Source organism: Ketobacter sp. MCCC 1A13808 (assembly GCF_009746715.1).
In the GTDB taxonomy this organism is placed as follows: domain Bacteria; phylum Pseudomonadota; class Gammaproteobacteria; order Pseudomonadales; family Ketobacteraceae; genus Ketobacter.
In genome coordinates this window covers 439,805-457,427 of the sequence record NZ_VRKW01000002.1, presented here as the reverse complement: position 1 = coordinate 457,427, position 17,623 = coordinate 439,805, and the positions used below count along the sequence as shown (strand labels likewise).

Below are 17,623 nucleotides of genomic sequence, written 5' to 3'. Positions count from 1 at the left end.
AATTACTCCATCGACCACAGGCTATTTAGTTTATCGACATCATTAAAAAAGCCTGCCAGACGTTCAGTGATCACCGAACGCACTTGTTCGTTCGGAAATAAATCCACCATCTCGTTCACGAAACCCAGACACAGCATGGCTTCGGCAACAGTTCGATCGATACCTCGGGACTGGAAGTAGAATAGCGATTTCTCATCCAATTGACCGATGCTGGCCCCGTGAGAACATTTCACATCATCGGCGTAAATTTCCAACTCCGGCTTCGCATTCAATTCGGCTTGATTGGAGAGCAGTAAATTATTGGTATTCAGATGAGCTTCGGTTTTCTGGGCATCTTTATGGATGTGGATGCGACCGTTAAAAACCGCCCGGCTCTTGTCGGTGATAAAGCCTTTGTATACCGTGTCGCTGTTGCAATGGGGGCTGCCATGCTCCAGATTCAGGTGATTATCAATATGTTGTTGGTGCTTACTCAGAAACACACCGTTTAATCGGCTGTAGGAATTGCTGCCGTTAAAGTTGATGCAGACGTCGTTGCGTTTCAGCTTGCTGCCCAGGGCAATGGCATGCTGCTCGTAATGGCTGCCTTCCGCGAGTTGTACGTGCAAGCCGTTAACGTGGGCGGCGTCTTCCTGCTGCATCTGCATGCGCTGGTGGACCAGCTTTGCGTTACCTGCCAACACCATTTCAGACATATGATTATGGAATATATTGCTGATACCCATGCTCTCATGCTGTTCTATCAGTTGGGTGCTTGAGCCTGAATCGGCGAGCAATAGTAATCGCGACTGGCCAAAACCGGGTGCGCTCTCTTCAGTGCTGATATAAACCACATGAATGGGTTGTTCTACTTTGTATTCTTTCGGAACATGAATCAACACGCCTTCATTGATATCGCTGTAATTCAGTGTGGCGAATATGTGTTGCTCGGGTTCGAAAGTGCTACCCAGGTGTCGGTTGATGATTTCCCGCTGCGCGTCATTGGCATTGCTGAATAAAGTAATGATGCCCTGGTTCTCCAGGTCACTGAAGTTCGACAGGTCGTGATGAAAGCCGCCGTTCACGAACACCAGCCTGCTTACCTCTTCGATGGGTTCGAATAAGGCGCGCGCTTTTGATTCATCAATCTGTGTCGAGGCAACCCGATTGAAATAGTCCTGGGTAAAGAGCGTTGTTAGTGGCGTGTATTTCCAGCTTTCGGTTTTGCGGGTGGGGATATCCAGTTCAGCAAAGGTGGCCTGTGCTTTTTCCGGCAGGGTCAACCATTCCAGCAATGTACTTTGCTGGAGTTGTGATTGCGCCTGTAATTTAAATTCGTTAGGTGTAATCATGACTGCCTGCCGTTATTGAATCCAGCTATAACCTTTGTCTTCCAATTCCAGCGCTAATTCGCGACCACCGGATTTTACAATTTTGCCTTCCGACAGAACATGAACAAAGTCGGGCACAATGTAGTTCAGAAGGCGTTGATAATGGGTGACGACAATAAAGCTGCGTTCACCGTTGCGAAGTGCGTTAACCCCTTCTGCGGCAACTTGTAACGCATCGATATCCAGACCGGAATCGGTTTCGTCCAGTAGTGCCAGTTTGGGTTCCAGTAACGCCATCTGCAGTATTTCATTCCGCTTCTTTTCGCCGCCGGAAAAGCCCTCATTAACACCGCGCTTTAAAAACTCAGTTTTCAATTTAAGCTCTTTGCACTTTTCACGTGCCAGCTTCATAAAGGTTGGTGCGTCCAGTTCCTCTTGTTCGCGGTGTTTCCGGATCGCGTCTACTGACGCTTTAAGGAACTGCATATTGCTGACGCCGGGTATCTCTACAGGATATTGGAACGCCAGAAATAGCCCTGCTCGGGCGCGCTCTTCCGGTGCCAGTTCCAGCAAGTCCTGGCCCTGGAAAGTGACGCTGCCGCTCAGGACCTCATAACCTTCACGACCCGATAACACGTTGGCCAGTGTGCTTTTGCCGGAGCCATTGGGGCCCATGATGGCGTGCACCTCGCCCGGGCGTACGGTCAATGTAATGCCATTTAAAATGGTTTTGCCGTCGATTTCAGCGACCAGATCTTTCACTTCTAACATGGGTTGTGCTTCGCTCATAATTAACCTACTGCGCCTTCCAAACTGACTTCCAGCAACTTGCCGGCTTCCACCGCAAATTCCATGGGTAACTCTTTAAATACTTCCCGGCAGAATCCATTCACAATCATGGATACCGCCTTTTCCTCATCAATGCCGCGCTGACGGCACAAGAACAGTTGATCGTCACTGACCTTGGAGGTTGTTGCCTCGTGTTCCAGGATGCTGTCCGGATTTTTGGTTTCGATATAGGGGAAAGTATGCGCACCACAATGGGAGCCAATCAGCAGCGAGTCGCATTGTGTGTGATTGCGGGCGCCGCTGGCGCGCGGCGAGATCCGGACCAGACCCCGATAGGCGTTTTGGCTTTTACCGGCAGAGATTCCCTTGGACACGATGGTGCTCTTCGTGTTTTTGCCCAGGTGAATCATTTTCGTGCCGGTGTCCGCTTGTTGATGTCCGTTAGTCAGGGCAACCGAATAGAATTCGCCGACGCTGTTGTCGCCGCGCAAGATTACGCTGGGGTATTTCCAGGTGATTGCGGAGCCGGTCTCTACCTGCGTCCAGGAAATCTTGGAGTTGGCACCATCACACACACCACGTTTGGTGACGAAGTTATATATGCCGCCCTTGCCGTTTTCGTCACCGGGGTACCAGTTCTGTACAGTAGAATATTTGATGTTTGCATCGCCCAGAGCCACCAGTTCAACCACGGCGGCGTGCAATTGGTTTTCATCGCGCATGGGGGCAGTGCAACCTTCCAGATAGGACACGGAACTGCCTTCGTCGGCTACGATCAAGGTGCGCTCGAATTGTCCGGTGTTGAGTTCATTGATACGGAAATAGGTGGATAACTCCATTGGGCAGCGTGTGTTTTTCGGTATGTATACAAATGACCCGTCGCTGAACACCGCTGAGTTCAACGCGGCGTAAAAGTTATCTTGCTGCGGTACTACACTGCCCAGATACTTGCGGATCAGATCCGGGTGATCCTGAATTGCTTCGGATATGGAACAGAAAATGACACCGGCCTTTGCCAGTTCGTCTTTGAATGTAGTGCCGATGGAAACGCTGTCGAACACGGCATCCACAGCGACCCCGGCCAGTTTGGCGCGTTCATGCAGGGGAATACCTAATTTTTCAAAGGTTTCCAGAATCTCGGGATCGACTTCATCCAGGCTCTTGGGGCCGTCTTTTTTTGATTTGGGGGAGGAGTAATAGCTAATGGTATTGAAGTCCACGGGCGGATGCTTCACATGAGCCCAGGTTGGCACACTCATTTCCTTCCATTTCCGGTACGACTGCAGGCGCCATTCCAGCATCCACTCAGGTTCATTCTTTTTGCCTGAAATGATGCGGACAACGTCTTCGCTGAGGCCCGGGGGAATGGTTTCCGACTCGATATTAGTGACGAATCCCGCTTCGTACTCGCGACGAATTAAAGCATCGATGTCATTAGCGTTGCTCATGGCGTTAATTCTCTTGCGCTTCTAGCGCCTACAGGAGCGCCTAGCCCTTTTAGGCCTGGCGATGGTGAATGATTCTTGGCTCTCTCTACTGCGCAACAGACTAAAATAATCCGCTATGAAAATCAATACCAATTTGGTATTCTTTCCCATCGCTGCAGCTCTGCAGCCCTCTCAAGTTGGGCAAAACGGTCGGCATTGTATGTTACGAATAGGAAAAATGACAGATTACGCGCTGGTGATTATGAATCGTATGGCGAAGCACCCGGCCGGGCTACAGCGTATGGAAGATTTGTCCGGTGCCACACAGCTGGCATTACCCACGGTACGCAAACTGATGAGGCAGTTGGTCGCAGCGGGCTTAGTGCGTTCAGAGCGCGGCGCCAAGGGCGGTTATCAGCTGGCCCGGCTGCCGGATATGATCAGTATCGCGCAAATTGTTTCGGCTGTGGAAGGGCCGCTTGCAATCACCGAATGTTGTGTAGATAACGGCGGTTGCGAATTATCAGGGGATTGCGAAGTGGAATCCCATATGCCCACTCTAAACGAGCTGATTGTGCAGATTCTCAGTACCATCTCTCTCACCGATATGCGAAACCTGGGCTCCGGAGTGGACCACAATATGGAGACCATTATCTCCCGCCTGACAGAGCGTACCGCTGTTCATCGCCTCTGATCAGGGTGTTTATTTAGGAATCGTTATCCTTTACCCTTCCGGTTCATATTTCTTGTTTCAATAGTTAGTAGCACTTAAGGGGGTTGTGTTGAACCTGGGCTCGGTTCGGATCACAGCCTTCAGATTCCCGTTTATCAGATACCAAGTGGTAGAGAGGCCGTAGTATGAAACTGAGTGCAAAGCTGGTGGTTTTGCTGTTGTCGTTAACCCTGTTTTCCTGTGCCAGCGATGGCAGCTTCGACGCCGGCAAGGCGGTAGCTGTGGGGGCGGGTGTAGCGCAGGCTGTCACACTGGATGAAAACAGTGTCAAACAGGCAGCGTCCCTGGCCGCCAAAGAGATGGACAGTAAGACTCAGGTGGCGGCGGACAGTAGCCCCTATGCCCAGCGATTGAACAAGCTTGTTGCAGGCGTACAGAGCTATCGTGGGCTGCAGCTGGATTTCAAAGTGTATATTGCACCGGACGTGAATGCTTTTGCCATGGCCGACGGTACCGTGCGGGTCTACTCGGGCTTGATGGACGCCATGCCGGACGATCAGGTATTGGCGGTGATTGGTCATGAAATTGGCCACGTTTATAATAAACACAGTTACGAGCAGATGCAGAAGCGGATTTTGACTGATTCCGCTTTTCAGGCGGTGGTTTCAGTGGGTGGAACCGTGGGCGATTTGACTGAGGGCCAGCTAGGGCAGATCGCATATACTGCGGTGAACGCCCAGTTCTCCCAGCGTGATGAGTTGGAGTCCGATACATTTGCCGTGCGCATGCTGCATGATCTGGGCAAAGACCCCTATGCTATGAAGCGTGCCATCGAAACGCTGCAGGCCAAATTTGGTTCCGGCGGCAGTTTCCTCAGCTCGCACCCCTCCAACGCCGCCCGCGTGGAGCGCATCCAATCCGCGATCAACAAGCTGTAATCCAGGCTTGCTGGCTCCTCTGAGCCCGCTTTTACAACGAAGACCGGGCAAAGGGCGTATGGGAAGCCTCACCGTAAGTTGGTTAAAAGGCGAATCGGGATTTTGCTTTTAGTAGAGGGCTGGCAATGGCTTTAGGTGCTTTCGCCAGCCATTCGTCGGCCTGTAGGCTCACATCATCACGCAGTTGTTCCAGTTGGTGTTTGCGGATCTTGGTTTTCATTTCCAGGCGTGACAGTTCCGCCATGAGGTGTTGCTTTTCAGTGACGGCGATGGCAATCAGGTTGTGGCGGTTGACATCGTGACTGATACCGTAACGGCTTAGGTAATAACCTGCATTATCCAGTTGTTTGAGTGCAAAGTCGGTGACTTGTTGCAATTTCATAAGGTGCCTCCTTCGTTATCAATTAGGCTGGGTTGTGCCGCGAAGTTTTACTATCCGGAATGGGTAAACTTATCCGGGAAATCGGTCTATTGAGCAGAATCGTAATCAGGATTATTAGAGTAAACAACCTAACGCTTGAAGTGGCGAAGCAGATTAGGGAAAAGTCACTATACTGGTTTAATTGAGCATAGGGACATGGGGCGGGTGAACACCATTGAAACGAAGTATCTCAAAAGGAATTGTTAACAGTCTTGGCTGGCTTTTATTGCTAGCGACAGGGCTCAGTTACGCTGCCGTCACGATCGCCAGCGATGATACAAAATTGAAGGCTGCATTCATATTCAATTTCACCAAATACGTGACCTGGCCCCCGGAGGTGGAGCAATCGAATGCGGGGCTGAAGATTTGCTTTCTGGGAGCGGACGGTATTGACGAGGACTTGGGGAGACTGAGCCAACGGCAGGTGCGGTCGATGAATTTATCGCTCATTGAATTGAAGTCGACCCATGAGATTGACCGTTGTCAGCTGGTTTATGTGATGTCGCCGGAACTGGCAAAAGGTGTCATCAATCTGGCAGAGAAAAAGGCCATCCTGACCATAGGGGACGGCGAGGAATTTGCTGATAGGGGAGGGGTCATCGCCTTGGTGCGGGAGGGCGACCGGATACGGTTCGATATCAATCTAACCCGGGCCAAACAGTCTCGCCTTCAGATCAGTTCAAAATTGTTACAGCTTGGTAGAAAGGTATTGTAACGATGCCGCTTTCGCTGCGCACGCTTAACATCAAACAAAAACTAACCCTCGTTATGATGCTCACCATTTGTGCCGTGGTGGTGTTGATCGGCGTGTTTTTCCTGGCCTACGAGCGCATACAGACCCGTGATCAAATGGAACATGAAATCAAAGTGGTCACCAAGGTAGCTTATTCTCAAATTGTGGCTGCTCTGGATTTTAATGATCTGAGTACCCTAAGTGAAAGCGCAAACAGCCTGGATTACGATGACACCATCGACATGGTGTGCTTGTATAGCGCCAGTATGGCGTTAATCGTTCGTTCTCGGCCTTCGGAGTTGGACTTGGAGCCCTGTCCTGAGCAACCCGGTGCTGTCGAGCGCGGCTTTCATGGTGATAAGTATTATTTTATGGATGAGGTCGTATCGGATGCGTCGCAGGTAGGAGTGATTTTTATCCGAGCTAATACGGATTACATGGAAAGCTTGATTCAGCAATATTTTTATATGATGTTAACGGCGCTGGTTGTCATTGCCGTAGCGTCAATCGGGATCGCAATGATTCTGCAAAAAGCCGTGACGAGACCTATCTCGGAGCTGGCTGATACGGCTGCGAACATAACCGCCAATAGTGATTATTCAGTGCGTGCAGCCAAGCACAGCGACGATGAGTTAGGTCAGATGGTGGATGGTTTTAATGCCATGCTGAATGCTATTGAACTGCGTGATCTTGAACTCCGTAACCATAAAGCACACCTTGAAACCAAGGTGGAAGAGCGTACTGCAGAATTAAAATCGGCGAACCAGGAACTGGAAGCGTTCAGTTATTCGGTGTCTCATGACCTGCGTTCCCCGTTACGGGCAATCGATGGATTTAGCCAGGCTTTGCTTGAGGATTACGCCGAGTCATTGGATCCCATGGCCATGAGTTATCTTGAGCGGGTTCGCATGGCGAGTCAGCGAATGGGGGGGTTGATTGACAGTATGCTGCGCTTGTCCAGAGTCTCGCGCCACGAATTAGTGTTACAACCAACGGATATAGCAAAACAGTGTCTTGAAATTATTGAAGAGTTGCGGGAAAGAGATCCGGCGCGCAAGGTCACGGTAGAGGTTCAGGACGATATGCTGGCTCAATGTGATTCCACTCTGATGCGGATCGTGCTGACCAACTTGATCGATAATGCCTGGAAATATTCGCATAAACATTCAGCTCCGGAAATAGCCATAGGTAAAAAGCAGAACGCGTTTTTTGTAAGGGATAATGGGGCTGGTTTTGATATGCGGTATGCCGATAAATTGTTCGGTGCTTTTCAGCGCCTGCACGGCAAAGATGAATTTGAAGGAACCGGAATCGGATTGGCAACCGTCGCCAGAATTATACACCGTCACGGAGGCGATATCTGGGCTGAAAGTGCGGTAGATCATGGCGCCACGTTTTATTTCACCCTGCCAGTTTGATATACAGAGCAAGCAGATTTAAGTTTTTGTTTTATCGTGATTTCTTGATGGTTTGACTGTTAAATGATCTAGCGGTAATGTCAACGTACACACCACCTTTCTGATATAGCCTGTCGGAATAAAGATAGCATGGATAATATGACTATTTTATTGGTAGAAGATAACCCTGATGATGAGTTGCTTGCGCTGCGTGCGCTGAAGAAATCCAGTGTGCCAAACCAGGTTGTCGTGGTAAAAGACGGCCAGGAGGCGCTTGATTATGTTTTCGGAACCGGAAAATACCAGGATCGTGACGTTCGTGCACTGCCCAAAGTGGTGTTTCTGGACCTGCAGTTACCCAAGTTGAATGGCATTGAAGTATTGCGCTCAATTCGCGGAGATGAACGTACCAAGCGGATCCCGGTGGTGCTGCTGACGTCGTCGGATGAAATACAGGATATGGTTGATTGTTATGAAAGCGGAGCTAATAGTTATATAAATAAACCGGTCGATTTTAACGAATTTGTTGATCAGGTGAGGTTGCTTGGTCAATATTGGCTAGGTGTGAACCGGACTCCCGCTCTATACTGACAAAAAACAATACAGAGGTGGGTGTGGATCGTGATCTTAACGTTTTGATTGCAGATGACTCGGAAGATGATGCGTTATTGTTGATAAGAGAACTCAGAAAAGGCGGTTTGCTGTGCCAGTTCGAACGCGTTGACGACCCCGAGGCGATGCGCAGGGCCCTGAATTTGAGTAAGTGGGACCTGGTAGTGACCGATCATAACATGCCTTCTTTCAGTTCAGCTGATGCACTGCAGTTGGTGAAGCTGGCTCAGCCTGAAACGCCCGTGATTGTGGTGTCCGGCACGATTAGCGATGACGTGGCGGTACACTCCATGAAATCGGGGGCTCAGGATTACATTATGAAAGACAACCTGTCGCGCCTGGTCCCCGTAGTGGAACGGGAACTTCGGGAAGTAGCGCAACGCGATGCTCATCTGCAGGCGCAACAGAAAATAGCCTATCTTTCCCATCACGACACCCTTACAAACTTAATTAATCGGGAACAATTCAAGAACTACCTTCAGACCGCACTGGATAGTGCGCACCAGACCCAGGCTCAGCATGCATTGCTGTACGTAGACCTGGATCAATTCAAGATTATTAACGACGCCTGTGGGCATCAGGCGGGGGATGAACTATTAAAACAAATCGGTGAGTTGATCAAAGGGGTGATAGGTGAGCGGGATTGTGTGTCGCGCATGGGGGGGGACGAGTTCGGCGTATTGTTGACAGACTGTAACCCCCAAGAAGCCTGTGCGATGGCGGCGAAGCTGCACAAGTCCATTGAGCAGCATCGTTTTGTCTGGAGTGAGCAACCGTTTATGGTATCAGCGTGTACCGGAATTGTACTCATCGATAACAGCAGTATGGACGTTGAAGAAGTCTTGTCCAGTGCTGATATGGCCAGTTATGCAGCCAAAGACAAGGGGCAAAGTTTCATTCAGGTGTATGATCTGAACAATCAGGATCTGACTTTGCGTAAGGAGCAAATGCGTTGGGCATCCAAAATCAGACGTGCTCTGGACGAAAACGCGTTCGTACTATACAAGCAGCCTATCGTCGGTCTGAAAAGCGATGCAGTGCACTATGAGTTTTTGGTGCGTATGCTGGATGAAGGGGAGTTGGTGGCACCGGGATTATTTATTCCGGCTGCGGAACGTTTTAACCTGATGACCTCTATTGATCGCTGGGTGGTGGACAGTGCGTTCTCTTTTGTACGCCGCTGTATCGACAAAAAAGCCAATTTTAAGGGCGTGTACTTCATTAATCTGTCCGGCTCTTCGCTCAATGACGAAACATTTTTCGAAAGCGTTAGGGAGTGCAAGCGTCGTTACGATATCCCCGCCAATCAAATATGTTTTGAAATTACGGAAACTACGGCGATTTCAAACATTGAAGCCACCTCGGCCTTTATTTCCGATATTCGGGAGCTGGGCTTCTTGTTTGCATTGGACGATTTTGGGGTGGGTATGAGTTCCTTTGCTTATTTGAAAGCGATTCCGGTCGATGTGTTGAAAATAGACGGGGGTTTTGTTCGCAGTATGCTAAGTGATCCTATGGATCTGGCGATAGTAGACGCTTGTAATACCATAGCGCATTCCGCTGGCTTGAAAACGGTAGCGGAATTTGTGGAAAATAGCGAAATAGAAGATAAATTGAGAATACTTGGAGTTGACTTTGCCCAGGGATACGGAATATCCAAACCAGGACCCATAGAAGACGAGTTGCTAGAAAACTAACACACTTTCCCTATTCAGTAACTGATCTCGCAGCATTAATGACAATTAAAAAAAGAGTATGCATAGCATTACCTATGGTGATGAGTTCTGTTGTAATGGCGGAAGACCAATCGTTGCTGCAAGGCGCCGATCCTGCAGCCGGATTACCCTATCTCGCTGCAGTATTGGAACCACATCAGGGCAAGTTGAACGTTTATCCGAAGCAATTTGATCCCCCCTTCGAAGAGCGAACTATACCTGACGCAAGCCAGAATCCATTTGTAGATTATCCCAGCCTGGAAGATTTTTATGTTCCTTATGATGAACCTGGGTATGTGGATCGCAGTGTTGAGTATTTGGTCGAATCCCGGGAAAAACTATCGGATGCTCTGGAAAATATGGGGCGCAGAATGGACGCCTATTTTGCAGGTGAGAAATTCCAGACGTATAACAATGATTCCTATGCCATTTTACGATTGGGGGGAAAATGGTACGAGGGGGCAGAATTCGATCCGGATTTCAACGTGAAGTTCAGGTTGGATATGCCGGGTACCAAAGAGCGGTATAGGTTGGTTCTGCAGTATGGCGATGATAATGACCGGTCACTGGAAGAACGTAACCGGCCGAGTGAAGCTGCATCAACTTCCGATCAAAATTCCTTGTTTGCCGGTTTGTTAAGAACGTTGGATGGCGGCACCGGGGAATGGGAAACGAAGCTGTCGGCCGGGGTCAAAGTCAAGGCTCCGCCGGATCCGTTCGTGAGAAGTACCGGATTGCGCCAATTTAAACTGTCACCGGACTGGAATCTTCAATTGCGGGGTCAGGCTGAATGGTTTAACTCGGACGGCTTTCATGGCGACGTTGATATTATTCTGGACAACCTGGTGGCAGAAAATTTCCTTTTCCGTTCGAATACCCTTCTGGATTGGAGGGAAGAATTGGACACACTGGAATTCGGACAGGTGTTCAGTTTGTACCAGCAATTACCCGGCACCCGGGCTATTGAATATCAACTGGGGGCATTCGGCACCGGCTATGATTACTCCGAAGTGGATATCGTGTATTTGAGTGCGGCCTATCGCAGTCAGCCTTATAAAGATTGGTTATATCTCAGTGTGATTCCCGAGGTGGCTTTCCCCCGGGAGGAAAATTTTCATCAAACTTTCTCTATCACCGTGTTACTTGAAGTCCATTTCCGCTGAATCGCCCCCTCCTGGATGTACATCCCTTTGATTTCCGGCATTTTGCAGACTTCGTTGCTATAGTGAAACTATCTGAAACATAAAGAATTGCCCCAACTGATTTAGCTTTTAACCCGCTACTGATTCAGAATTGTGATTCAAGGAAGTCCCCTCAGTGATACGCGCTAAAGCCTCGTTGTCTCTTGTTATTGCCCTGGTCGCACTGGTGTTGTGCGGGTTGGCAGGCTTTTACGCGTATTATCACTATTCGAATCAGGTGAACCGGCAGCTGGAAGTCAGCTCCACGCATTTGCGTCAGGTTTTGAGTTTAGCCAGTGCGCGCATTGAGAGTGATGTTGGTAAACAAAACGAGCACGGTGTTGAGCGTGAAATTTTGAACCTGAAACAGTTTAGCGAGGTAGAACTGAGCGCCCTGATTGGAGCTGACGGCATGGTACGATACAGCTCCAGCTATATCGTTTGGAATTTGCCGGCATTTGCTCATTTGCCGATGCTGGATCAGGCCACTTTTATTCGCGCACAGGCCGCGCGGCAGCCGGTACTCATGACGAATCCACAGCATGATGTGTTGCATGCCTATTTCCCTGTTGTTATGCATCGGTCGGCTGGGCCATCCGCGGTGGAGGAAACCGGTGTATTGTTCGTAGAATGGGATATAAAACCCCGGATCGACCAACTGCGACATTCGGCCATCGCAGATATGCTGGCGATGTGGTTGATGGTGTTGCTCACACTCACGCTGATTTGGTTCGTACTGCATCAGCAGTTACTCCAGCCCCTGGCCAAACTACGTAAAAAAGTAGTTGCGGCCAGCCGCGGTCGCGAACCGGTGAAGTTCGAAAGTAATGGTGATGCGTCTTTGGTAGCCCTGGCAGACAGTCTCAATAAAATGGTTTCCCGCCAAAATAAAAGTCTGGCTGATAGTCAGCGCGATAAGCAACGCTGGCAATTTGCGTTGGAGAGTGGGGGGGACTGCGTGTTGGATTGGAATATCACCAACGGTGAGTGTTTTTTCTCACCCGGCTTTGGTGCTCTGCTGGGTCTGGCTGCAGACCAGAAACCGGATCTTACTATCTGGAAAGAAAAAATCGATGAAGACTGGGACTTTGTAGATCGGAAAATAAAGCGGCACCTGCAAGGCTTGTCGGATTTATGTCAGGTGGAATATGCCATTCGTCTACCGGGCGGGCGTAAGCGTTTTATTATTATGCGCGGGAAGGTGGTGGAACGGAATGCGCAAGGTGACGCACTTCGAATGGTGTCGACCCATAGGGACATTACCCCACGACGTCGTATGGAGGATGCGCTGCGAGGCAGTGAGGAACGTTACCGGAAACTTTTTGAAATGGCCCAGGAGGGGATCTGGCAAATTGATAGAGAGGGCAAAACTATATTAGTCAATGAATCCATGGCCACAATCCTTGGCTACCATAGTCAGGAGTTGCTGGATTGTCCGATAGTGGACTTTATGGCGGAGACTAGCCGAGTGCATGCCCTGGAGAAATTAAGCAGGAAAGGTCAGGGTGCTGATAGCAGGCAGGAATACGAGTTTGTTTCCAAGGCCGGCTTGCGCATATTCACCACAATGCATTGGACGCCGATCTATGACCTTGAGGGTGATTTTAACGGCATGATAGCCGGTGTGATGGATATTAGTGAGCGCAAGCGGGCAGAGGAACGCATCCGGCAACAGGCGTTATTCGATGATTTAACCAAATTACCGAATCGCCGCATGCTGAATGAGACGCTCACCCAGGAGCAGGCCCGCGCATTGCGCCACGGTCATACGGGCGCGTTACTGTTTATAGATTTGGATCATTTTAAAAACGTAAACGATTCGCTGGGGCATCCGGTAGGGGATAGTTTACTCATCACCATCGCCAGCCGGTTAAATCAGGTATTGCGTTCTGAAGATACGTTGGCAAGGCTGGGAGGGGATGAGTTTGTCGTGTTACTGCCGGAGCTAAATGATGACGCTGCCCAGGCGGCTACGCTGGCACGTAATGTGGCATTAAAAATTCAGGACAGCCTAAGTGAAACCCTTGAAGTCTATGGTCATCGCTTGAATATTGGCTGCAGTATCGGCATTGCATTGTATCCACTGGACCAGGACTCCATTCACGATATTGTGAAACAGGCCGATGCCGCTATGTATCGTGCGAAAGAAGATGGCCGCAATGCGGTGTGTCTATTTAGTAAAGATATGCATCAAAAAATCGAGGACAACTTGCGTCTGCAAATGTTATTGCCCGGTGCAATGGAAGATGAACAGTTTATGTTGTATTTTCAGCCTCAATTTGATCAACACCGGAATTTGATTGGCGCTGAGGTACTGTTGCGGTGGGAGGAGCCGCAGCAAGGGTTTGTCTCCCCGGATTTATTTATCCGGGCAGCGGAGGAATCCGGCCAGATCGTGCCGTTGGGTGATTGGGTTTTGCGGAAAGCTTGTGCGCAGTTAAGTAAATGGCGTCAGCAGGGATTACCCACCAGTTTCGAGCGTCTGGCTATTAATATCAGCGCGCGGCAGTTTTCCCTGGATGATTTTCCCTTTCGGGTTAAAGCGTTTGTGGAAGAAGCCGGTTTGCAGCCTGCTGATATTGAGTTAGAAATTACTGAAAGTATGTTGCTTAATAAACGGGACCAAGTGATCGAAAAAATGCACCTGCTGCACGATATGGGCTTTCATATCGCGTTAGACGATTTTGGTACGGGGTATTCTTCGCTGTCGTATTTGCACACCCTGCCCTTGGATAAACTTAAGATTGATCAGGCGTTTATCCGGGATGTTGGCGAAGATAAAGCAGACAGGGCGATCGTGGAGACCATTATTACAATGGCGAATTTGATGGAGCTGGATGTCATCGCCGAAGGGGTGGAAGAAGAGTACCAGCTTAAATATTTGATCAGTAAGGGGTGTATAAAATATCAGGGATATTATTTCGCTAAACCGATGCCTGCGGATGTATTCGCCTCTAGCTATATATACGACGCTGCCGAAAGTAGAAGCGCAAAATAAGCGATGGTATTTTTTCAGCTAATACCGGGCTTAAGCAGCAGTTTTTTTTCTCGCCGGAATTCTTCTTCTGTCAATGCGCCTTGATCCAAAAGTTGTTTGAGCCGAGCCAGCTTGTCCAGATAGTGCTCTTGGCCTGATCTGTCCGGGGTTTCCGGTTGGGCAAGAATACCCAGCCACTGGCCGATTTTTGTGATCATCAATTTTAATGCACGATATATTTTGGGTAATAGCCAGATCACCATCAGGACAAAGCACAGAAGAAATACTAAGAAAGCAACGGGGTGATTTAGCGCGGTCCACAGCCCTGCGATGACCAGAAAATCCTCGCTGAAAGACGCGATCCAGTTGGTGACCGGTTCAGGGGATGTATTAATCAACAGCCGGGTGCCGGCTTTGGTTGCGTGGGAGGTAGCGGCTATGCCACCGCCCATTATACCGGCTGCAATTTCCAGTCCGGGGGTGACGTCACCTACGGCACCTGCTGCGAGCATGGCGCCTGCGGGTATGCGGATAAAGGTATGCAAAGTATCCCACCCTGAATCGACCCCGGGCGTTTTGTCGGCGAAGAATTCCACAGCGTACATAGCGCCCGCTGCCATAATCACTAAGGGATCCTGCAACACTTGCAGGTCGGCTGGCAGGTCTATATTACCGGTGGAACCGCCGAGGCCCAGCACCAGCAAGGCAGCGTAAAGGTTGATGCCGCTGGCCCAGGATAAGCCCATGGTTAGGGCAAGGGTGCTTAGCAGGGTCTGGTATTCTTCCACAGGCAGGTCTCAAATCTCGGGCGATTAATGACGATTAGACCGGTTCATTATCCTAAGACCAAACTTAACCCAGGCTGAATGTGCAAGCCTCTACTAATCGATATCGCTGCCACTATCCCTTACGGCATAGAATACACAATCGCTCAGGGCGATCGCCGGATTGGTGGTGATCATAAACAGCTTTAGTGCCTGTGCCGGGAACAAGCTGCGACCTTCCAGACGCAGCAATTTATCTTTCACGTCCTTGCCGTCAGGCGCATTCATCTTCAGCTTGTGCCAGCTTAGCGGGTTAACCCAGCCGAGCTGCACTTCCCGGCTGACCCGGCCAAAATTGTGATTTTCAACATCCGGCGGCAGTGTGATGTCCGCCTGTGCGTCTTCCTGGTTGCCATAACTGATGCGGGTATCGCCTGTCAGTTCCAGCCTCACCGGTTCAAGTAGCACTTCCAGATCCCAATCTGCCGGTTTAGGGTCAAGTACGTCTTCCTCGGTCACAAAGCGCATTATTCCCTGATAGGCGATCTGGTCTGCTCTCGGGTCCTGTGAACCGCCACATTCTATGGTGACCGTGGCGACATTGCGTTCGCTGTATTCAAAAAGGGCACCCAATTTTAATCCGGTCACCAGCATACGCTTTGTGAACAAACCCGCCAATGCTTTGTGGGTGCGGTCCTGGTTCATGGATACCGCAAAGGAGGGCCCCATCCCGGACGTATTATGAATATCAATCAAAGCTTCGGGATGCATCTCGATCAGCGTGTCCAATATTGCTTTTGCGGTAGAACCCTGATGAGTGTCGAACGGCGGCTTGAAACAGCGATTCAGGTCCGGTTCGCCGGGCAGCTGGCGGTAGTGAAACAGGGGCTCGGTGAGCGCGGTTTTGACTGAGCCGAAAAAACATAAGACGTCAACGGCGGGTGCAACGGCTTGCTTTAACCAGCGCAGGATTGCCCGGGTGCCGGACGGTTCGTTTCCATGCAGTAGGGTGCAGATGGCACGGTTACGGCTGCGGTCTTTACCCGGAATATGCAGTACCGCGGGGCCACCCAGTGCACGCAAAAACTGCTCCTCGGATTCTCCCAAATCAGCCGGCGCCGGGTTGAACCAATAGCGAATGTGCGGGTTGCCGAAACTCATAACTGGGTATCCCATTGGCTGATGGATTTTCCGGAGTAAAAATGCTGCCGGTAGCGTTGAAACATGCTGCTGAGAGCGTCTTGTTGTGAACATCCCTGTTGCCGAAATTGGCGGGTGATGTTTTTTTGCCAGCGTGCACCGTTGACTTTCATGTCAATGCGCTGCTGTATATTTTCGATCATGCGCTGACATTCTGCGGTCTCCAACCCGGCTTCGAGCAAGCTGTCTCTTGCCAGCGGCAGCAGACGCCGGGCCAATTTCAGTAGATCGTATTCAACGACTTTGACCTGGCTGGAAGAGGGCCAAAGCAAGCTGGTATCCAGTCCTAGTTGCGCGGCCCGATAGAAATTGTGTTCGGCGTATTTAAAGGGCAACAGGTTAATGCGCTGTGGCATGGAATCCTGTAATGCCATGGCGCTCCCTAATAGGAACGCACTGTTGGCACTCATGTCTTCAAGGCTGGGACCGGCGGGCAATGCTCGCATTTCAATGCGGATATGGCCGTCGTTATGGTGGTCGTAGATAACCCGGTTCCAGGGCCAGGTGCTCCCCTGATGCAGTTGCAGTTCATGCAGGTGTGGCAGTTCTTGTCTGGCTATTTTGGCCAGCGGGTCTTCATCACTGACCACCGGCATGATTGGAGGGAAGAGCGCAACAGTGGAGGCAAATAACTCCTCCGCTCCCTGTCGTATCCAGCCGTTACCGAAATAGACTCTGGCGGGGTACTTTGCGTGGTCTGAATCACGGCAATCAATTGATTGTTTAAATAACGCAATCCGGGTTTCTTCCCATAACTCGTGCCCGAACAGATAGGGTGAGTTAGCGGCCAGCCCCAATACCACGGGGGTTACTAATTGCACGGCATTAAACGCATTTGAAAATTGCTGCGGGGTCACCCGCCAATGGAGCTGGAAAGAAGTGTTGGCACCCTCCAGAGTAACGTCGTTCCAGGTTAAGTCCAAGGGCGGGTTACCATCGATGTTTATTTTGAACGGGCCGCCGCGGAGGGTGCGCAAAGCATTGTCCATGGCACGGTAGCGGGGCAGGTCTGTCATCATCTGCGGGCCGAAGTGATCAATGGTCAAGGTCGGTAAAATGCCGATTGGAACCAATTCTGTCTGGTATTGCTGAGCCAGTTGATTGACGTGTTGAATAGCATTGAGGAGTTCATGTTCAAACGCGGCAAACGGAGCCCCTTTGAATGGCTGTGGGGATAAATTGTATTCCAGGTTAAAGCGGTTCAGTTCCGGTGTCAGTTGCGGGAGATTTGCCGCCTTGAGCAAGCGTTGATTGCAGGGGGAGGGGTTGCCCTGAGGGTCCACAAGATAAAATTCCAGTTCTGCACCCAAAGTGGTCTCCCCGATCCCGAAACCCGGAGTGACTAGCAATTGATTCACTGCCTTCAGATTGTCACGGATTTTCTGATTGAAACGTTCGTAATCAGCCTGACTGAAGGTATCCTGTTCTATGTCCTTGCCCATGGTGCAATGTCCGCAGGGAGTTTTTTTTAAGATGAAGCGATTTA

The 17,623-nt window shown here is 50.1% G+C and carries 15 protein-coding genes; 8 read left to right on the top strand and 7 right to left on the bottom strand.

Annotated elements, in window-relative coordinates:
• Positions 1-2 precede the first annotated feature (2 nt).
• The 3 genes from sufD to sufB are packed head-to-tail and all read right to left on the bottom strand — an operon-like array spanning position 3 to position 3,547.
• Entirely contained in the window at positions 3-1,331 is a 1,329-nt protein-coding gene (sufD, locus tag FT643_RS05920) for a Fe-S cluster assembly protein SufD (protein ID WP_156870152.1), read from the bottom strand.
• 12 nt (positions 1,332-1,343) lie between these two features.
• Positions 1,344-2,081: a Fe-S cluster assembly ATPase SufC gene (gene sufC, locus FT643_RS05915; RefSeq protein ID WP_156870574.1), complete on the bottom strand. Its 738-nt coding sequence runs from the start codon at positions 2,079-2,081 to the stop codon at positions 1,344-1,346.
• 20 nt (positions 2,082-2,101) lie between these two features.
• Complete coding sequence (sufB, locus tag FT643_RS05910; protein WP_156870150.1) at positions 2,102-3,547, bottom strand: Fe-S cluster assembly protein SufB; 1,446 nt, start codon at positions 3,545-3,547, stop codon at positions 2,102-2,104.
• A 115-nt stretch (positions 3,548-3,662) separates the two neighbouring features.
• Between sufB and FT643_RS05905 the strand changes: the two genes are divergently transcribed.
• Positions 3,663-4,220: an SUF system Fe-S cluster assembly regulator gene (locus FT643_RS05905; protein WP_156870148.1), complete on the top strand. Its 558-nt coding sequence runs from the start codon at positions 3,663-3,665 to the stop codon at positions 4,218-4,220.
• Between the two features lie 164 nt (positions 4,221-4,384).
• Positions 4,385-5,137: a M48 family metallopeptidase gene (locus FT643_RS05900; protein WP_156870146.1), complete on the top strand. Its 753-nt coding sequence runs from the start codon at positions 4,385-4,387 to the stop codon at positions 5,135-5,137.
• An 82-nt stretch (positions 5,138-5,219) separates the two neighbouring features.
• Here the strand turns inward: FT643_RS05900 and FT643_RS05895 are convergent, their stop codons facing one another.
• On the bottom strand, positions 5,220-5,519 hold the full coding sequence (locus FT643_RS05895) for a hypothetical protein (protein WP_156870144.1): 300 nt from the start codon (positions 5,517-5,519) through the stop codon (positions 5,220-5,222).
• 214 nt (positions 5,520-5,733) lie between these two features.
• Here FT643_RS05895 and FT643_RS05890 point away from each other — a divergent pair, with 214 nt between their 5' ends.
• The 6 genes from FT643_RS05890 (at position 5,734) to FT643_RS05865 (ending at position 14,194) form a co-directional block, all read left to right on the top strand.
• Entirely contained in the window at positions 5,734-6,273 is a 540-nt protein-coding gene (locus FT643_RS05890) for a YfiR family protein (RefSeq protein WP_156870142.1), read from the top strand.
• A 2-nt stretch (positions 6,274-6,275) separates the two neighbouring features.
• The gene (locus FT643_RS05885) at positions 6,276-7,709 is read left to right on the top strand and encodes a sensor histidine kinase (RefSeq protein WP_156870140.1); all 1,434 of its coding nucleotides are present in this window, start codon (positions 6,276-6,278) and stop codon (positions 7,707-7,709) included.
• Positions 7,710-7,838: 129 nt separating this feature from the next.
• A complete protein-coding gene (locus FT643_RS05880; protein WP_156870138.1) occupies positions 7,839-8,279 on the top strand; it encodes a response regulator in 441 nt (146 codons plus the stop codon).
• A gap of 23 nt (positions 8,280-8,302) precedes the next feature.
• A complete protein-coding gene (locus FT643_RS05875) occupies positions 8,303-9,997 on the top strand; it encodes a GGDEF domain-containing response regulator (RefSeq protein ID WP_317621952.1) in 1,695 nt (564 codons plus the stop codon).
• A gap of 80 nt (positions 9,998-10,077) precedes the next feature.
• Positions 10,078-11,178 carry a hypothetical protein gene (locus FT643_RS05870; RefSeq protein WP_156870136.1) on the top strand — a complete coding sequence of 367 codons (1,101 nt, stop codon included), beginning with the start codon at positions 10,078-10,080 and terminating at the stop codon, positions 11,176-11,178.
• Between the two features lie 154 nt (positions 11,179-11,332).
• A complete protein-coding gene (locus tag FT643_RS05865) occupies positions 11,333-14,194 on the top strand; it encodes an EAL domain-containing protein (protein WP_156870134.1) in 2,862 nt (953 codons plus the stop codon).
• A gap of 14 nt (positions 14,195-14,208) precedes the next feature.
• Here FT643_RS05865 and FT643_RS05860 read toward each other — a convergent pair whose 3' ends face one another.
• The 3 genes from FT643_RS05860 to FT643_RS05850 all read right to left on the bottom strand — a co-directional run bounded on the left by FT643_RS05860 (position 14,209) and on the right by FT643_RS05850 (position 17,579).
• Entirely contained in the window at positions 14,209-14,961 is a 753-nt protein-coding gene (locus tag FT643_RS05860; protein ID WP_317621951.1) for a DUF4126 family protein, read from the bottom strand.
• Positions 14,962-15,054: 93 nt separating this feature from the next.
• On the bottom strand, positions 15,055-16,098 hold the full coding sequence (locus FT643_RS05855) for a M14 family metallopeptidase (RefSeq protein ID WP_156870132.1): 1,044 nt from the start codon (positions 16,096-16,098) through the stop codon (positions 15,055-15,057).
• Complete coding sequence (locus FT643_RS05850; protein ID WP_156870130.1) at positions 16,095-17,579, bottom strand: hypothetical protein; 1,485 nt, start codon at positions 17,577-17,579, stop codon at positions 16,095-16,097. Before FT643_RS05850 ends, FT643_RS05855 begins: the two co-directional genes overlap by 4 nt.
• Positions 17,580-17,623 lie beyond the last annotated feature (44 nt).